Annotated in this window: 17 protein-coding genes; 6 read left to right on the top strand and 11 right to left on the bottom strand. The window is 53.0% G+C overall.

Annotated elements, in window-relative coordinates; genetic code table 11:
- Window positions 1-27: 27 nt before the first annotated feature.
- The 5 genes from ABF463_RS01705 to ABF463_RS01685 form a co-directional block, all read right to left on the bottom strand.
- On the bottom strand, window positions 28-1,338 hold the full coding sequence (locus ABF463_RS01705; RefSeq protein WP_415531806.1) for a competence/damage-inducible protein A: 1,311 nt from the start codon (window positions 1,336-1,338) through the stop codon (window positions 28-30).
- An 83-nt stretch (window positions 1,339-1,421) separates the two neighbouring features.
- Window positions 1,422-2,597: a tRNA uracil 4-sulfurtransferase ThiI gene (thiI, locus tag ABF463_RS01700; protein WP_415531805.1), complete on the bottom strand. Its 1,176-nt coding sequence runs from the start codon at window positions 2,595-2,597 to the stop codon at window positions 1,422-1,424.
- A gap of 110 nt (window positions 2,598-2,707) precedes the next feature.
- A complete protein-coding gene (locus ABF463_RS01695; RefSeq protein ID WP_415531804.1) occupies window positions 2,708-3,844 on the bottom strand; it encodes a cysteine desulfurase family protein in 1,137 nt (378 codons plus the stop codon).
- 153 nt (window positions 3,845-3,997) lie between these two features.
- Window positions 3,998-4,567: a TlpA family protein disulfide reductase gene (locus ABF463_RS01690; RefSeq protein WP_415531803.1), complete on the bottom strand. Its 570-nt coding sequence runs from the start codon at window positions 4,565-4,567 to the stop codon at window positions 3,998-4,000.
- A gap of 10 nt (window positions 4,568-4,577) precedes the next feature.
- Window positions 4,578-5,246, bottom strand: a complete 669-nt coding sequence (locus ABF463_RS01685) for a cytochrome c biogenesis CcdA family protein (protein ID WP_415531802.1) — start codon at window positions 5,244-5,246, stop codon at window positions 4,578-4,580.
- 304 nt (window positions 5,247-5,550) lie between these two features.
- On the opposite strand from ABF463_RS01685, the gene ABF463_RS01680 reads away from it, so the two are divergent.
- Genes ABF463_RS01680 through ABF463_RS01670 form a run of 3 tightly spaced genes read left to right on the top strand, consistent with a single transcriptional unit; the run spans window position 5,551 to window position 9,230 of the window.
- Window positions 5,551-5,922, top strand: a complete 372-nt coding sequence (locus ABF463_RS01680; protein ID WP_415531801.1) for a hypothetical protein — start codon at window positions 5,551-5,553, stop codon at window positions 5,920-5,922.
- 20 nt (window positions 5,923-5,942) lie between these two features.
- Window positions 5,943-8,189, top strand: coding sequence for a heavy metal translocating P-type ATPase (locus tag ABF463_RS01675; RefSeq protein WP_415531800.1), 2,247 nt, complete (start codon window positions 5,943-5,945; stop codon window positions 8,187-8,189).
- Between the two features lie 42 nt (window positions 8,190-8,231).
- Window positions 8,232-9,230, top strand: coding sequence for a sulfite exporter TauE/SafE family protein (locus tag ABF463_RS01670; RefSeq protein ID WP_415531799.1), 999 nt, complete (start codon window positions 8,232-8,234; stop codon window positions 9,228-9,230).
- 63 nt (window positions 9,231-9,293) lie between these two features.
- Here the strand turns inward: ABF463_RS01670 and ABF463_RS01665 are convergent, their stop codons facing one another.
- Window positions 9,294-10,397 (bottom strand): ABC transporter substrate-binding protein, encoded by a 1,104-nt coding sequence (locus ABF463_RS01665; protein ID WP_415531798.1) that lies wholly within the window; start codon window positions 10,395-10,397, stop codon window positions 9,294-9,296.
- A gap of 138 nt (window positions 10,398-10,535) precedes the next feature.
- A complete protein-coding gene (locus ABF463_RS01660; protein ID WP_415531797.1) occupies window positions 10,536-11,585 on the bottom strand; it encodes a FecCD family ABC transporter permease in 1,050 nt (349 codons plus the stop codon).
- Window positions 11,586-11,790: 205 nt separating this feature from the next.
- Between ABF463_RS01660 and ABF463_RS01655 the strand changes: the two genes are divergently transcribed.
- Both ABF463_RS01655 and ABF463_RS01650 read left to right on the top strand, forming a co-directional pair.
- Complete coding sequence (locus ABF463_RS01655; protein ID WP_415531796.1) at window positions 11,791-11,967, top strand: hypothetical protein; 177 nt, start codon at window positions 11,791-11,793, stop codon at window positions 11,965-11,967.
- A 35-nt stretch (window positions 11,968-12,002) separates the two neighbouring features.
- Entirely contained in the window at window positions 12,003-12,218 is a 216-nt protein-coding gene (locus ABF463_RS01650) for a heavy-metal-associated domain-containing protein (protein WP_415531795.1), read from the top strand.
- Between the two features lie 245 nt (window positions 12,219-12,463).
- Here the strand turns inward: ABF463_RS01650 and ABF463_RS01645 are convergent, their stop codons facing one another.
- From ABF463_RS01645 to ABF463_RS01630, 4 genes are all read right to left on the bottom strand, one after another.
- On the bottom strand, window positions 12,464-13,261 hold the full coding sequence (locus tag ABF463_RS01645) for a sulfite exporter TauE/SafE family protein (protein WP_415531794.1): 798 nt from the start codon (window positions 13,259-13,261) through the stop codon (window positions 12,464-12,466).
- A 660-nt stretch (window positions 13,262-13,921) separates the two neighbouring features.
- Entirely contained in the window at window positions 13,922-14,644 is a 723-nt protein-coding gene (locus tag ABF463_RS01640) for an amino acid ABC transporter ATP-binding protein (protein ID WP_415531836.1), read from the bottom strand.
- A 15-nt stretch (window positions 14,645-14,659) separates the two neighbouring features.
- Window positions 14,660-15,307, bottom strand: coding sequence for an amino acid ABC transporter permease (locus ABF463_RS01635; RefSeq protein WP_415531793.1), 648 nt, complete (start codon window positions 15,305-15,307; stop codon window positions 14,660-14,662).
- 86 nt (window positions 15,308-15,393) lie between these two features.
- Window positions 15,394-16,209 (bottom strand): ABC transporter substrate-binding protein, encoded by an 816-nt coding sequence (locus tag ABF463_RS01630; RefSeq protein ID WP_415531792.1) that lies wholly within the window; start codon window positions 16,207-16,209, stop codon window positions 15,394-15,396.
- Between the two features lie 322 nt (window positions 16,210-16,531).
- On the opposite strand from ABF463_RS01630, the gene ABF463_RS01625 reads away from it, so the two are divergent.
- Window positions 16,532-17,153: helix-turn-helix transcriptional regulator (locus ABF463_RS01625; RefSeq protein ID WP_415531791.1), on the top strand; the 622-nt coding region annotated here is incomplete at its 3' end.

Here is a 17,153-nt window from a genome sequence, read left to right as displayed (position 1 = left end):
CGGCGGGTTCATCCCTCCTATGCGGAATCAGTTGCCAAAAAAAGAAGTCGGCGCCTGCAATTTCGGTGGATCAACGCGTACCGTACCATCTGGCTGCGGCAGTCCAATAATCAACCGGCGGGCCATATCCAGTGCGTTGGAGGACGAGAGATACCGGACGTGCGCGCGCTCACTGCCACTGTGTCCCAGCAAAAGCCGTCGCACATAGCAGTCTTTCCCGTCAGACACGGCAACATAGACCAGCCCCACCGGTTTTTCCGCTGTGCCGCCGCCCGGCCCGGCAATACCGGTGATGCCCACGCCATAATCGGCTTGTGCGCGCACCCGCACACCCTCCGCCATCTCTGCGGCAGTTTCCTCGCTGACAGCGCCGTGGTCTTGCAGTGTTTTTTCCCGCACATCCAGCAGCGCGTGCTTGACGCGGTTGGCATAACTGACGATGCCGCACTCGAACACTTCCGAACTGCCGGAAATCTCGGTCAAACGACCGGCAGTCATTCCCCCGGTGCAAGATTCGGCAAATGCGATCTTTTTCTTCTTCTCCAGAAGCGCCTTGACGACCACTTCCTGTAAGCTGTCCACATTTTCGCCGTAATAGGCGGTTCCCAGCCGTTTTTTGACCTCTTCCGCCACGGGGCGGCAGATTGCGAGCGCTTCCTCTTCGGTCGCGGCTTTGGCAGTGATGCGAAGCTGCACCTCGCCCTCTTTCGCATAAGGAGAAAGGGTCGGGCTTTCGCCTTTCATCAAATCGTCTAACAATTCCTGTACGGTGGATTCCGGAATACCGAATTCCCGCAGGTTGATGGACGCGATAACTGCATCAGAAAATTTGGCGAGATATGGGCGCACACGTTGGTCAAACAAAGGACCCATTTCACGCGGCGGACCCGGCAGCATAATGACGGATTTGCCATCCTGCTCTACCACACATCCCGGCGCAGTGCCCCAATCGTTTTGCAGCACGATGCATTCTTCGGGCAGCATGGCCTGCTTTTCATTGCTGGGGCCCATCTTACGGCCCGTACGCGCAAAATAATCACGAATAACTTTCATGCTGTGTTCATCCCGAACCAGCTGCCGTCCGAACACTTTTGCGATGGTTTCTCTGGTGATATCGTCCCCTGTCGGCCCAAGGCCGCCGGTGGTGATGACGATGTCGCTGCGCGAAAGCGCCAGCCGCAGTGCATCGATCAGACGGGCTTCATTGTCGCCCACTACGGTTTGATGAAGGACATTGATTCCGAGCTGTGCCAGTCCATTTGCAAGATATTGTGCGTTGGTATTAACAATGTTGCCGAGTAGCAATTCCGTGCCGACGGCCAGTATTTCCGCGTTCACTCAAATTCCCCACTTTCGCTTGCGACATAGATGTTTTATGAAACAATCCGTATAAAACGGCTTGAGTTTACAGGTTTGCAGCACTATTCAGGGCAAACTACAATTTTTTCAGCCGCCTCCACCGCCGCGTCAAGCAACGGGGCAAAATCAAATTTAGCCTCCTCCTGCTCCACATCCCACAACCGTGGTTTGGTGCGCGGATGGCGCGGAGTAAACACGGTGCAGCAGTCCTCATAAGGCAGAATGGATGTTTCATAGGTGTCGATTCGCCGTGCGATCTGCACAATTTCTTCCTTATTCATGCCGATGAGCGGGCGCAGGATGGGCAGCGAGGACGCCGCCTCGGTGCACGTGATGGCCTCAATGGTCTGGCTGGCCACCTGCCCGATGCTCTCCCCGGTGATAAGCGCGGCGCAGTCCTGTGCAGCGGCGATGCGCGAGGCTGCTTTCATCATAAACCTTCTCAATAAAATTGTAAAGAATTCTTCCCGGCAATGCGCACGGATCTGCTCCTGCAAAGCCGTAAACGGCACAACAAAACACGCGATGGGTCCACCATAGGCGCTCACGATTTTGAGCAGATCGAGTACTTTTGCCTTGGCACGGGGGCTGGTGTAGGGCGGGCTGGCAAAGTGCACCGCACAGACCGACATGCCGCGTCTGGCCATCATATAGGTAGCCACCGGGCTGTCGATACCTCCGGAGATAAGCACTGCGGCGCGCCCGCAGCTTCCGGCGGGCATCCCGCCCGCGCCGGGCAGACTGTTTGCGTGGATATAAGCATCCGTATCGCGCACCTCCACCGTAATGAGCAGCTCCGGTGTGCGCATATCCGCTTCCAAATCAGGAAACGCATCCCCTACCTTGTCCGCAACACGGCGGGCAATCTCCGGCGAAGACAGCGGGAACCGCTTATCCGCCCGCTTGGCGTTGACTTTAAATGTTTTCGCCTGCTCAATATTGTCACGCAAATAGGGCACAACAGCTTCCTCAATGGCCGCCATCTCTTTTTCCACCACGCACGCACGCACAAGCGACACAATACCAAGAACCTTTTGCAGCCGTTTCAACGCGGCATCTATAGAAGCATCCGCGTCCTGCGGCTCCACATAGACGGTAGATTGCGCCTGCGTGACGGAAAACTGCCCGCAGCCACGCAATGCGCCCTTGATACTCTTTAATAATTTATGTTCAAACTGCGGGCGGTTCAGTCCTTTAAGAATGAGTTCCCCGTATTTTAATAGGATGACTTCACGCACGATTTTCTTTTCTCCTCAACGACCGCAAGCGGCCTTTCCTTTTAAAATCCATACAATATGATAGACACGCATCGAAAATACACAATCCATACAAAGAGAGAAAACGGCACTTACCGATGCGCCAACGTTTGAACGCCGGCGGCGACGGCATCGAACAACCGCTCAACCTCTTCCTCTGTATTGTACCGGCTGAAACTGACACGCAGCGCCGTGTCCACGCGTGCATCCGGCAGCCCCATAGCAACCAGCACCCGGCTTTTCGCACCGCGTGCGCAGGCCGAGCCGCTGGATACATAAATATCCCGCTGCGCCAAGAAATGCAGCATGGTCTCGGAACGCACGCCCTTCACCGATACGTTGAGGATATGCGGGGCACCATTTTCCGGCGAGTTGATTGTAACAACCGGCAGCGACGCACACAGCCGCAAAGCGAGAGCACGCATTTTCTGAAAATGTTTCCCGCTTTCCGCCAACGCAGTCTGCGCCTGTTCCGCCGCCGCACCAAACCCCGCAATAGCAGGCACCGGCTCTGTGCCGGGACGCAGACCGTGTTCCTGTCCGCCGCCAACAAGCACCGGCAAAATGCGTGTGCCGCGTGCTACGAACAACGCTCCCGCGCCTTTCGGGCCATGGATCTTATGTCCGCTCACACTGACGAGATCGGCGCCCAGCGCAGACGGGTTGAACGGCACTTTGCCAAATGCCTGTACGGCATCCACATGCACCAGTGCAGGCGCTCCCGCGCGGCGCACCGCGCGCCGAATGGCCTGCACCGGCTGCAACGCGCCGGTTTCGTTATTCACCAGCATCATGCTCACCAAGACAGTGTCCGGCGTAATTTCTTTGAACAACGCCTGTTCCGGCACCGCACCGCTCGCATCCGGCCGCAGGCGCACCACCTCGAATCCCTCTTTTTCCAACATTGCCGCCGGTCCTTCAACCGAACTATGTTCAATGGCTGTGGTGACGATACGCTTGCCCCTCCGGGAAAGCGCCCGTGCCGCGCCGAAAAGTGCCAGATTGTTGGCCTCGGTACCGCCAGAAGTAAAAACAATCTCGCGCGGTTCACATCCAAGTGCCGCCGCCACCTGTCCGCGCGCTTTCCCCACCAGTTCCTCGGCAGCCACGCCCATGCCATGCAAGGACGACGGGTTGCCAAAACACGCAGTCATGGCGTACAAAGCGGCATCCGCCGCTTCTTTACAGACGCGTGTGGTCGCGCTGTTATCCAGATACACAAAAGACATGATTTGTTGATTCCTCCAAACTGCCCGTCGGGAACAATCCGGCAGGCACTCTTTTGATTATATCCAAAAACCCGCTCCAACGCAACGGACACGGAGATGCACTGTGGACCGTTCTATTTCTACAAGTCCTTTTCATCTCACGCCGCCTCCCACTCATAAAATGGTCTGCATGGCGCTTTCCATCTGTTTGTTGTTCATCACGCCTTCGAACTTTGCGCGGATAACGCCGCTTTTGTCAATGTAATAGGAACGCGGGATAGACGTAATGCCGTAGACATCCGCCGCCGCGCCTTCGGTATCGAAATACGCCGGGAAGGTATATTTATTCTGAGAGAGGAACGCCTCGCCTGCAGAAACCGTCTCGCCGCGCGCCCCAACCATATCCACCATCACAAACGAGACCTGATTACCGTATTCTTTGTAAAGGCTCTGATAATCGGGCATTTCCTCCTGACAGGGAGGGCACCAGCTGGCCCAAAAATTGAGCACCACCGGCTTGCCGCGCAAGGAGGAAAGTCTCAATGTTTTTCCATCTCTATCCGTCACCGTGATATCCGGCGCTTTTTGCCCAACGGACGTACCCGATGTGGTTGACGCGGCCGAACCAGCCGACGGCGTCACGGGAGATGTTTTTCCCGCAAGCAGATGATAGGCGGATGCCGCGCCGACCAGCACACCCGCAAGCAGCAAGACGCCAAGCACCAGACTCCATTTCTTCTTCATGTTTTTCTCCTTATAGCCCAGAAAACAGCTCTGGCAGTTTGTCGAACATCCCCAACATCATCAACACACCCACGGCGGCAAGCGCCGCACCGCACACCAGCTGAATGGTACGCAGATGCCGCCGAATGCCGTCCAGTGCAACACGCAGACGATCCATCAGCACGGCACCGAGCACGAATGGAATGCCCAGCCCAGCCGAATAGAGCAAGAGCAACAGCATGCCTTTTGCAGCCCCACCCGCGCTGGCCGCCAGTACAAGCGCGGAGCCGAGAAATACGCCGACGCAGGGCGTCCAGCTCACGGCGAAAACCAGGCCGAATAGATACGCCGTACCGAACCGAAGCGATTTGCCCCGCATCCGAACACCTCCTCCGCCCCGCCGCAGCTTTGCAAACACGCCCATATAGTCCAGGCCGAACAAAACAAGCAGCGCACCGCCCACGAGACGTACCCAGAGCGCCTGCCCGCGCAGAAAATGCCCGAATGCTCCGGCCGCAAAACCCATCAGCAGGAAAACGGTTGTAAACCCAAGCACAAACACCAGTGCTCGAAGGGCCGTGCCGCGCCTCCCTTCTGCCGCATCACCCGCAAAATAGAGCAGGTACACCGGCAGCATCGGTAGGATACACGGGGAAACGAAGGTGACGATTCCTTCCAAAAAGGTCAGCAAATAGGCCATGTTATGCTCCAATCTGACGGTTTTTGACACAAACTTTAATGATGAAACGGTATATACCAAGATTATACCGTATTTTCACATGTTTTTACAATCTGATTCTGCCCGCCATCCCGCATAAAGATACTTCCGTGCCCATGCGTCTATGCTATTTCTCCTTTTTAACTGCGTATCGCCTCATAAAAGGTTGTTTTGTGAAAATTTCACATTTCCATTGATTTAATACAAGCGAGATGATATACTATAAAATAATACATAACTCGACAATTCGCAACTATTCATAGCAAAATATACGGAGACATGCATAATGAAACGGATGAAAAATAATTTTCGATTGTTCTGCATATTGGCATGCGCTTTTCTTTTTTATTCTCTGCTGGCCACCGCGACGCCGGTATTTGCGGCGACGGCAAGTTCCTCCGCAGGCTGCCAGACCATGACGGACAGCGGATGCGCGGGAGGGACAGCCTGCCAGGCCGCATGCGGATCGAGCGCTTCCTGTGCGACCAGCGGCACGGCCGGCACTACAGTGACGAACACCAAATATGCGACCGCCGGTACCACGCAGCCTTCCAATAAAAGTAACGGCGCAATCATCGGCCTTGCCGTTGCCGCAGGCGTGATTGCCGCCGCCGTGATCGGTTTTCTCATCCTGAACCGGAAACCAAACCGCCGGTAAAAGAAAAGAAAGGGATTGCCTTGACAACCACGACATTGTGCATCGGCGGCATGACCTGCACGCTTTGCAGTGCGGCCATCGAGGCTGGGCTAGAGCGGCTGAACGGCGTGCAGAGTGCGTCCACCAGCTTTGCGGCGGAAACCGCACGAGTTGAATATGATGAAACTCAAGTCAATGAGGACGACCTTGCAAAGGTGATTGAGCGGCTGGGCTTTTGGGTGGAAAGCGGCGATGAGCCGCCCGACGCCGAAAAGACTCGCTTGCACCGGCAGCTGGCCGTCCTCATTCTTTCAGCCATGCTCACCGCGCCCACGCTGATCTGCATGGTAGGCTGTTTCAGCAATGCCTGCGTGGTCGCGCTTTCACCGGGGCCACATTCTTGGGTGGATTACTTTTTCTATCACTTGCATGATTGGCGGGTGCAGTTTGCACTGGTAACGCCTATTCAGTTTATCATTGGGGCGCGTTTTTACAAAGCGGCGTTTTTCTCCGTCAAAAACTGCGCGCCTACCATGGATGTACTGGTGGTGCTTGGCTCGTCCGCAGCCTATTTCTATAGTATATACGTCCTGCTGTTCCGCTATCATTCCTATATTCTTTGCGACGATTATTTTTATCTTGATGCCTCTGCCACCATCATCACACTCGTACTACTGGGAAAATATCTGGAAACACTGGCGAAACACCGTGTCACCGCCTCGGTGCGCGCGCTGTTTCAGTTACGCCCCAAAACGGCCCGTGTGCTGCGGGACGGCGCGGAGGCCTTCGTGCCGGTAAACGATCTGGCACGTGGAGAAATCGTGGAGGTACGGCCTGGTGAACAGCTTCCGGCGGACGGCGTGGTCGTCTGGGGTGCGTCCAGCGTGGACGAATCCGCGCTGACCGGCGAAAGCCTACAGGTGGAAAAGGCGCCCGGCGACACGGTGAGCGCCGCGACACTCAACCAGTACGGTATCCTCCGTTATCAAGTAGAACGTGCGGGTGAGGACACGACGTTTGCCGGCATCCTTCGTTTTGTGGAAGACGCACAGGCCGGCAAGGCGCACCTCCAGCAGACGGTGGATCATGTCTCGGCGTGGTTCGTGCCGGGGGTAATCGCCGCCGCCGCCGTCACCTTTGCCGTCTGGTATTTCGTCATCTATCACATGACGGTTCTGGACACACCCATCCTCAATGCCATCGCGGTGCTGGTGATCTCCTGCCCGTGCGCACTGGGGCTTGCCACACCGGCGGCCATGGTGGTCGGACTGGGGCGCGGGGCGCGCAAAGGCATCCTCATCCGGGATGGCGAGGCGATGGAAAACCTCGCGCGCGTCACACAGATCGTGTTCGATAAAACCGGCACGCTCACCGAAGGAAAACCGGCGCTGGCTGATGTGCTGCCCGTGGCGGGTGAATGGAATACCGCTGAACACGATGCGGTGCTGCGGCTGGCAGTTGCGGCGGAGCAGGCATCAGAGCATCCGCTTGGCAAGGCTCTTGTGACGGGCGGGCGGTCCATACTCGGCGAGAGCGTATCCATCCCACAGGCGGAGAGCTGCACTGTTACGCCCGGCGGTGGTGTGGAGGCGTATACGGAAGGGCAGCGTGTTTACATCGGCACTGCGGCGTTCCTGGCGCAAAACGGCGCACCTGTACTGAACGCGGCGGATTTCGAGGCACACTGCAGAGGCGAGGGCAAAAGTGTGGTGTTCTGTGCCGTGAACGATGTGCCCCGCGCCGTGTTCACCTTTTTCGACCGTGTGCGGGAGGGGGCCGCAGCCGTGCTGCGGGAACTGGAAGTGCAGGGACTGACACCCACGCTGCGCACCGGCGAGGGCGAGGATGCAGCGCGTGCCGTCGCGGACGCGCTGCACATCCGGGATTGGCGGGCACGCCTGCTGCCGGCGGACAAGCTGGACGCACTGCGTGCTTTAAAGCGGAAGGGCTGGACCGCCATGGTAGGTGACGGCATCAACGATGCGCCCGCACTTGCGGCGGCGGATGCCGGTATCGCCATGGGCGGCGGCACGGACATCGCGGTGGAAACCGGCGACATTGTCCTGATGCAGAGCGACCTACGGGCAATCCCGACCGCTGTACGCTTGGCGCGCAAGACTATGGGCAAGATCCGGCAGAACCTCATGTGGGCGCTGCTTTACAACACCGTAGCCATCTCCATTGCCGCCGCGGGGCGCCTCAGCCCGGAGATCAGTGCGCTGGCCATGGCGTGCAGCTCCGTTTCGGTGCTGCTCAATTCGCTCAGCCTTGGGCGGGCAAAGATTTGACCGTGCAAATGCAAGTGTGAACATAAGAGAGAGGTAGAAAAGATGCGAAAAACAAAACAGCCGGTTTGGCTGCAGGCACTCAAAGGTGCGGGGCTGCTCGCAGCGGCGGTGGTTGTCGTGTGGCTGCTGCGCGGCACGATGGGCGCGATGTCCCTGCTGCCAAAACTGGAAACAGGCGTGGGGCTCGGCATTGTGCTGATATTCGGCCTGCTCACTTCCATCCACTGTGTCGGGATGTGCGGCGGTCTGATGCTCACACAATGTATTGACGCAGGTACGGAAAACGAACGCCCGAAAACGCGCGCGGTGGTGCTGCCGCCGCTGTTTTACAATATTGGCCGCGTCGTGTCCTACACCGCCATCGGCGCTGTGATTGGCGGTGTAGGGCAAGCGCTCAGCCTTTCGGGTTTTATCAAAGGTCTTATCCCCATTGTGGGCGGAGTATTCATGATTGTGCTCGCGCTGAATACGCTGGGGCTGTTCCCATTTCTGCGGCGTTTCCATTTTGGGCTGCCAAACGCTGCCGTGAAAAAGCTGGTGGGTACAGACAAACCGGATGGGCAGCACGCCCGCACACGCGGCCCGCTTGTGCTGGGTCTGCTCACCGGGCTGATGCCCTGCATGCCGCTCCAGATGGCGCAGGCGTTCGCCCTCACTACCCGCAGCGTATGGATGGGTACCCTCGTCATGCTGGTATTTGCCATTGGCACGGTGCCGGGCCTGTTTGCGCTCGGGTCGCTTTCCGCCTTTGTCAACCGCCGCTCCAAATTCGCGATGGTGCAGCTTTCTGCCGTGGTCATCGTGTTTCTTGGCGTATTTATGATTGGGCGTGGGCTTTCCATAGACGGAATTGCCAATCCTTTCGGCACGTCAATGTCCAAAAGCGCCTCTGCATCCGCCATGACCGGAATGGGGAACGGCGGCGCCTCCAAATCCTCCATGCATGCCGCGTCCCCTGCACCGTCCAGTTCCATGTCCATGATCGCCGGTGCATCTGACGGTGGTTCTGCCATGGCCGGAATGTCCCCCTCTGCAAAGTGACGAAAACCGCATTCAAAAGGGGCCGGACTCCCAATGGAGTTCGGCCCCTTTTGAATGTTCTGTTTATTCCGCGTGTGCAAGCATAGCGCTCAGTTCCGCGTCGGAAAGGTTGTGGTTGAGATAAAGCTTATAGAAGTCTTTCGCTTCCTGCCGAATATCCAGTTTGACTTTATCCGGATATGTCAAACCTGCGACCCACGCCGCGCCCAACACGCGCATGACGGACGGCGGCTTGCCAAACCACGAAAACGGCATCTGCGGAATGTCGTAAACGTGCTTTTGCTTCACGGCCGAGAGGCCCGCCCACTGGACGCTGGTTGTAATGGCGTTGTAATTATTCGATTTTTCTGCGCCGTTTAAATTGTATTCGTTCACAAAGATGTAGTGCGGGTCCCAGTTCATTAGCTGCTCAACGGAAACGGTCGGCATACCCATGCCCTGCCCGGATGCCCCGGTAAGATTCACCACGTTGTTCAAGTGCAGCAAATCTGCCGCGTCCTGAATGTGCAGCGAACCGACCGGGTCGGTCTGCAAGCCGCCCACACCCTCGGAGATAAAGATTTTCGGCTCGTCCGCTTCCGCCACCGTACCGATGGCACCCGTCACCCGATCAAGCAAAGCGCGGCTGTTCTGCGCCAGTGTTTCCGCCCTCGCCTGCACGCCCAGCAGGCCACCGAGATAGCGGTAAACCTTGTCCACCGAATCGACGTTGTAGTCCATCAGCAGCACGGGCAGATGCGTCTGCCTCTGGATCTGATCGGCCATCTGTTTCCCGTTTTGGTCAATGGACCAGAAGCAGAGCAGCACGTCCGGGTGCACCTTTGTAATCTGCTCGATGTTCGGTGTCGCACCCGTCCCCATCCAGACGCCCAGAGCGGGCAGGCCACGGTACTTCGCGTCGATATATTGCAGGCTTTCCGATGTTAATTTGAAATTCCAACCCGCCAACTTCTGCGGAGCCAGTGTGTAAACATCCACGGTGCCAATGGGGTTGGTGCAGAACACCTTGGAAATCGTTTTTGGGATGGTGACACTGCGTCCACCCATGTCGGTGACCACGTGGGTGGACACACTCTGCACGGTGTAATGGTGCGAGCAGCCGGAAAACGAAAAAACAAAAACCGCCGCCAGCAGGACAAGTACGATCCATTTGCGAAAAAGGGACATAGCAGATTACCTCCTGCCGAATACCGGGCATAGCCATCCGGCTATTGTTCCGTATGAATTGAATCTACAACTACCGTTGCGTTCTATATATGGAGACAGGCCGCACATAGAGTCTTACAGGTTGACGGGCGCGCCTGTTCAATCCATCTCCCGCCGCAGATGGATACTGCGGGAGAGCAGTAAAAGAAAAAACGGCGCACCGACGATGGCCGTGAGAACACTCAGCGGAATCTCCGTCGTACCCACATTGCGTGCCACATCGTCCACCAGCAGCAAAAAGCCCGCACCCATCAAGGCGGAAACAGGCAGGAGTGCCTTATAGTTCGGCCCCACAAGCGCCCGGCTCAGGTGTGGAATGATGAGACCCACCCAGCCGACCATTCCTGCCACAGCCACAGAGGAAGCAGTCAGAAGCGTTGCGCCGACGGTAACGCCCAGCCGCACACGCGCGGCGTTCACGCCCAGCGACATCGCCTCCTCCCTGCCAAACGTCAGCAGGTTCAGCCGCCAGCGGTTGGCAAACAGGATGCCCCCGCCAACACAGAACGGGATGAGCAGTAGACATACGTCGCCAAACGAGACATTCGCCAACCCACCCATCAGCCAAAACGCGATTTCGGGCATTTTGCTGTTTGGGTCGGAAAGATAGGTTCCTGTGGCAGTGAAAGCGGCAAACAGACTGCCAACCACACTTCCAGTCAGCAGCACGGACACCAGATCGCCATCCCCGCCGGCCACCTGGGAGATTGCATAGGTAAACGCAACGGCGACAATGCCCATGCAGAAAGCAGAAAGCTCCGTACCCAGTGTGCCAAACGAAAAGAGGATGCCCAACACCGCGCCAAATGCAGCCCCCGAGGACGCACCGAGCAAATCGGGGGAAACCATCGGATTGTTAAAGATGCCCTGGTACGCACCGCCCGCCATTGAGAGACCCGCGCCGATGAGCAGCGCCGCCAGAACACGAGGCAGCCGCACGTTGAAAAAGACATTTCCAGCGTCTGTAACAATCCCGCCCATACGTTCCTGCACCAGCCAGAGGAAGTCGCCCGGCCAAATGGAGAACTGCCCCAGGCAGAGGGAAACGACCGTAAGGCAAACAACACCGAGCACCAGTGCCAATATCCAAAACGCCGGAAATTTTCTTTTGCGGCGGTGCTCACAATGCGCATAATCATCGGTTTGCATCTTTTCGCCACCTGTCCGTTCCTGTTTTGGAGTAAAAGTGAATAGATATTCCCTATTTTATCAGACGCACAAAAGATATGCAATCTTTCGTCACAATTCGTTTGCAAATGGTCGGTTATCCTATAAAAGCGGAAGGATTTATGGTATAATAAAGAACATATTAAATGCAATATGGAACATAGCGGAGAATAACCATGCGAAACAAATGGGTTACTGGCTGCTGTGTGCTGGCTGTCCTGCTGCTTTTCTTTTTTTAAGTAAGGTAAAAGCCGCCTCATTGCTTTCAGTTTCGGTGCGGAAGGCGGTGGTGAAAGGCTTTGCCTCCGGCAACACGACGGTTAGCCATGTTATGTATCGTATTGCATGGGGCATCATCGTATAAGCAAGATTTTGTTTCACCACAAAGGAGGACACATAATGGAAAAGATTGTATTGTATATCAGCGGCATGATGTGCATGAAATGCAAAGGCAAGGTCGAGCAGGCGTTGAAAGACCTCGGTGGCATTTCCGCATACGAGGTGGATTTGGAAAACGGCAAAGCGTCCGTTGAATATGACGCGTCCGCTGTGACGCCGGACACCATGAAAGCTGTCATCACAGACAAAGGGTTTACAGTCACGGCAATCTCGTAATCCGTTTTAGACAAGAGGCAGGCACATCCATATCCGAACAAGCGCCCGACCGCTAAATCCAGGAAGATATACCATGTCATGCACCGACAACCCGTCTGCTCGAAATCGGACAGATCTGTTGGAATACACGTCGTATCTGCGCAGAAAATACTTGCCTTCACCTATCCAGCATCAAGCTTTATTATTGCACTTCCAAAAAATCATCCAATTGATGCTTTGCGGATGCGCTCTTAGCCAGAGGTAATTTAGTTTTTCAGCCAATACGTTTGAATGAACAAATAAGCAGCAAGGCCGACCGCACCGATGGCAATCACAATACGCAGTTGTTTGGCAGGGACGCGCCTCACAATATGCGGCCCAATAAACCCGCCAATAAAAAAACCAACGGCCAACGGGGCCACCGCCAACCAGTAGATATGCGCCCGGAAAGCAAACAAAATTGTCGCGACGAGATTCGATGCCCCCAGCGATACATTTTTCAGCGCGTTGTACTCAGCAAACTTCAAATGACTTGTGGCCGCAAGCATAGCGAGCATTACTACGCCGGCAGCTGCCCCGAAATACCCTGTATAAGCGCCTACAAGAAAAATGGCTACAAAGATCAGAATCTTAACTGCGTGTTTCCGCAAGACAAAATGCCTGCTTTCACCGCTCTGCGCAGTCGGCTGGGCCTTTAAATGCAACATTGGGGGACGTAAGATTAGTACAGCTGCACCAAGAATGAAAAACGGCACAATGTGTTCAAAAGAGGTTGCCGGAGCCACCAATAAAAGCAGGCCGCCGCAGATTCCGCCGCAGACCGTAAGCGGCAGTAATTGAAGAAGTTCGCGTTTATGGCCGCGCAATTCGTGCCCGGAGGCGGTTCCTGCTCCTACTGCGGAGAAGATTAATGCTGCGGTATTCGTAACATTCGCATAAACAGGCGGGATCCCGACCGCGAGCAATGCGGGATAGGAAACAAGCGAGGCAAGCCCCGCGACAGAGTTTACAAGTCCGGCCAAAATTCCGGCCGGAAAAAGAGCAAATATGTAGATCCAAAACAATCTCTGTTGCCACCCTTCTGTATTGTCTGTTGTTATGCTTTTTATGCGTAAGCAAAGTTTGTCAATTCAGCATGGTCTCTCATAAATTTTTCATGTCCGATTCATATGTGAGTCACAAATGCCTTTTATAATAAAGTCATGCTTTTTTCATTCCTTTTCTCCTCTCCTCAATCCTTTGTTTTATTTGATTTTGCCTCCGGTGTAAGAGCCGGGGGCTTTTTGTTCCATGATACAAAGGCGATCCCCTTGTGGACAAATACCGCATTTTCCCCAACACTGAATGTCCCTCGCCTGCCGCGACTTGCTTCTAGGGGACGGCGCTTTTATTATACACGGTTCAGCGTGGTCAAACAATATTGATTCCGAAGAATACCCATAACCATATGATATGCCCGATATCACGCCTTAGCGGATTAGGGAAAATGCATTTTATTTAGCGGAGGGCTTGCAGAATATACATACCACAATATGTGTGCGGTAATCAATAGTGCATTAAAATTAACAGATAAAGCGTTTACCTAATCCTGCTTAAAACGCAGGGATGAACGGCTTTTGCAAAGCAGCTTAGCAAAAGGCCTGGACAGTCAGCATCAAAGGTGCCGGCCGTCCAGGCCTTTTGCATAAAATTTAGATCAATTTGTGAAACGGCCGAAATGCTCTTTATTTCAACGATATTTTGCTGATAAATGCTTGGATTCGTGGGTTTTCCTGCTCACCAAAAAACAATTTTGGCGGTTTATCATCCAGTATCTGACCGTTGTCCATAAACAGAATGCGGTCGGCTACATCTCGCGCAAAGCCCATCTCATGGGTTACAACGATCATAGACATTCCTGCTTCAGCCACCGTCTTCATAACTTGGAGCACCTCACCAACCAGTTCGGGATCCAGTGCGGAGGTAGGCTCGTCAAACAACATGATATCCGGCTGCATAGCCAATGCTCTGGCAATTGCAACACGCTGCTGCTGTCCACCGGAAAGTTCACGTGCATAAGCGTCCCGTTTATCCGATAAGCCAACTGTTTCAAGAAGTTTTTCCGCTTGTTCAATAGCATCGCTTTTGTTAACCTTTTTTACGTGAACAGGCGCTTCAATAATGTTTTGCAGAACCGTCATATGGGAAAAGATATTAAAGCGTTGAAAAACCATGCCAACATGCATCCGCAGCATATTGATATCCGACTTTTCAACCTTTTGTCCTTTGAAAAAGATGGAACCTTGCTGGAATTCCTCCAAATGATTGATGCACCGCAGAATCGTGCTTTTACCAGAGCCGCTGGGCCCTAAAATCACAATTTTTTCACCTTGTTTTAAATCAAAGTTAATTCCCTTAAGCACCTCATTTGAGCCAAAACTTTTATGAATATTCTGCAACGATAAAATTGTATCTTTCATCTTTTACACCAACTTCTTCTTAAGCACATTGGAAAGCACCATAAAAATCGAGGTTATAATCAGGTACAAGACTGCAATCGATGTATACACGGAAAAAGCATTGAAAGAAGTGGCGATGATCTGATCACCCACCCGCATCAATTCTGCAACGGTCACCAAACTAACCATAGAGGAATTTTTGATGGTTGCCACAAACTGATTGACCATCGGAAGCAAACAGATTTTGGTTGCCTGCGGCGCAACGATGCGGCGCATTTCCAGTCCCCAGCCCATCCCCAGCGCTTTTGCGGCTTCCAATTGTCCGGGATCCACAGCCTGAATCCCAGAGCGGACAATTTCCGCTACATATGCCGCGGTATTCAGTCCAAGTCCCAATACAGCCGCACTAAAACTGGGCAAACTGATTCCGATGGAAGGCAGACCGAAATACAAGATAAACAGCTGCACCAGCAGCGGTGTACCTCGGAAAATCCAAATGTAAACGAAGGAGACCTTTGAAAGAACAACGTTTTTGGAATCGCGCATCAGTGCCAGGATAACACCGCAGACAAGTCCTAATATCAATGACAAAACAGAAATATATAATGTAATTGCCGCGCCTTGCAACAGATACGGCAGTTTTTGAATCACAATACTGTAGTCAGCCACCATCTGCCAGTCCTCCTAACGAGTCACAGGACATCATCTTTGTCATGATGTCCTGTGACAAAAAACCATTAAATTTTCGGTTGGTACAATTACGCTTTGCCTACAATCCACTTATCATACAATTTTTGAGCAGAGCCATCTTTTTTCATGTCGACGATTGTTTCATTGATGACTTTGAGCAAACCACTGTTACCCTTTGCGACTGCGGCAGACAAATTGGAGGATGTGAACGGTTTTCCAACTATTTTTACTTTGGAATCAGTTTTGTTTATCTCCAACTGGTTGAGCTGATCATTCACCACTGCATCCACACGTCCAGCTTCCAAGTCCGCAATGCAGCCAGTCGTATCTTTGTAGCCAACAACATCATATGTATATTTCTTCTCAGTCTTCATATCGTTCGCAACTTTTTCGCTGGTAGCGCCAGCTTTTACACCAACACGTTTTCCGTTGAGATTTGCCAGTGTTTTATATGTATTGTTATTGGCCAGCGTAACCAGCACCATACCCGTCTGCATGTATGCATCAGACATATCGACAGCTTTGCGGCGCTCCGGCGTATCATACATAGCGGCAATTGCCATGTCATAGTCGCCTTTTTGGACAGACGGAATAATAGACGTAAAGTCCATATCTGTGACTTCCAGTTTCACGCCTATTTTTTGGGCAACACGCTGAGCAAAATCAATGTCATAACCAACGATCTTGTTTGTTTTCGAGTCGCGGTATTCAAACGGCGCATAATTTCCCGTGGCCATTTTCAAGACACCCGCTTTTTTAATTGTGTCTACTGCGGTTTGCTCAGAGGAAGACGTTGTGTTCTTATTTGTGGAGGCACACCCGACCAGAGAGAATGTCAACAGGGCAGTCATCACCAATGTCAGTACTTTTTTTGAACTTTTCATACCATTTTCTCCTTCAAATCAACTCTGTGGATATTTAAAAAAAGGCGCAAAACGTCACAGCGTTTTGCGCCTTTGCAAAAACTGGGTATTGTGAATTATCTTTGTTTCCAGAACTATTGGCTTGTTCCAATGCTCATTAGTATACGGGGCGATTGAGCGTTTGTCAATACTTATGATAATAATTTTTTATCATACAAATAAATATTGCAATTGGCACTGTTTTATGATAAAAAATTATTGCGTTTTAAAAAGGTTAATGTTACTATGAATATTATGCACAGATACATATATTTCGGAGGGGTGATCGTTTACGGGAACGGCGATGGAACAAGCTGAAAAGCTCGTTGAATTTTTAGGGGAAATCTTAGGGGACGCCTACGAGGTTGTACTTCAGGATGTTAATCCAGACAACATGAAAATTGTTGCAATTGCAAACGGCCATGTCAGTGGACGCTCAATCGGTGCTCCAATGACGGATTTGTCTTTGCAAATGTGTTCAGACGAATCATGGAAGACCAAAGACTACGAAGGAAATTATGTAGGGGTCACAAATGATGGAAAAGTACTTAAATCTTCTACATTCTTTATAAAGGAAGACGGAAAATTGCTCGGGATGCTTTGCATCAACCAAGACACCAGCCGTTTTCAGGCTTTAAGCGAGGAAGTCCTTCGTTTAGGCGGGGTTGAAATCCCTTCAATGAAAAAACAAAAATCAGCACTCCCCAAAATCGAAAATTTTTCCGAGAACATTTCCGAATTGACAAGCCATGCCATTCGTGATGCCATGGGGCCGGAAAATCAAATTCCCCTCAATCATCTCAAGCAAAGCGAACGTATAAAAATCGTCGCCTATTTAGAGCAAAGGGGTGTATTCATGATGCGCGGCGCAGTCAGCACAGTTGCCGAGCAACTAGAATGTTCAGAGGCCAGTATCTACCGATATC

Origin of the sequence: Ethanoligenens sp., assembly GCF_047718355.1 — a bacterium.
Classification (GTDB): Bacteria; Bacillota; Clostridia; order Oscillospirales; family Ethanoligenentaceae; genus Ethanoligenens.
This window is presented reverse-complemented; position numbering and strand designations above follow the sequence as displayed.

What these genes read in the sequence shown, in the direction of transcription:
- ABF463_RS01635 (WP_415531793.1), bottom strand. Translation starts at nt 15,307, where the DNA reads ATGGTGGCTGACTACAGTATTGTGATTCAAAAACTGCCGTATCTGTTG.
- ABF463_RS01685 (WP_415531802.1), bottom strand. Translation starts at nt 5,246, where the DNA reads ATGGCCTATTTGCTGACCTTTTTGGAAGGAATCGTCACCTTCGTTTCC.
- ABF463_RS01665 (WP_415531798.1), bottom strand. Translation starts at nt 10,397, where the DNA reads ATGTCCCTTTTTCGCAAATGGATCGTACTTGTCCTGCTGGCGGCGGTT.
- ABF463_RS01655 (WP_415531796.1), top strand. Translation starts at nt 11,791, where the DNA reads ATGGGTTACTGGCTGCTGTGTGCTGGCTGTCCTGCTGCTTTTCTTTTT.
- ABF463_RS01690 (WP_415531803.1), bottom strand. Translation starts at nt 4,567, where the DNA reads ATGAAGAAGAAATGGAGTCTGGTGCTTGGCGTCTTGCTGCTTGCGGGT.
- ABF463_RS01670 (WP_415531799.1), top strand. Translation starts at nt 8,232, where the DNA reads ATGCGAAAAACAAAACAGCCGGTTTGGCTGCAGGCACTCAAAGGTGCG.
- ABF463_RS01650 (WP_415531795.1), top strand. Translation starts at nt 12,003, where the DNA reads ATGGAAAAGATTGTATTGTATATCAGCGGCATGATGTGCATGAAATGC.
- ABF463_RS01680 (WP_415531801.1), top strand. Translation starts at nt 5,551, where the DNA reads ATGAAACGGATGAAAAATAATTTTCGATTGTTCTGCATATTGGCATGC.
- ABF463_RS01660 (WP_415531797.1), bottom strand. Translation starts at nt 11,585, where the DNA reads ATGCAAACCGATGATTATGCGCATTGTGAGCACCGCCGCAAAAGAAAA.
- ABF463_RS01695 (WP_415531804.1), bottom strand. Translation starts at nt 3,844, where the DNA reads ATGTCTTTTGTGTATCTGGATAACAGCGCGACCACACGCGTCTGTAAA.
- ABF463_RS01630 (WP_415531792.1), bottom strand. Translation starts at nt 16,209, where the DNA reads ATGAAAAGTTCAAAAAAAGTACTGACATTGGTGATGACTGCCCTGTTG.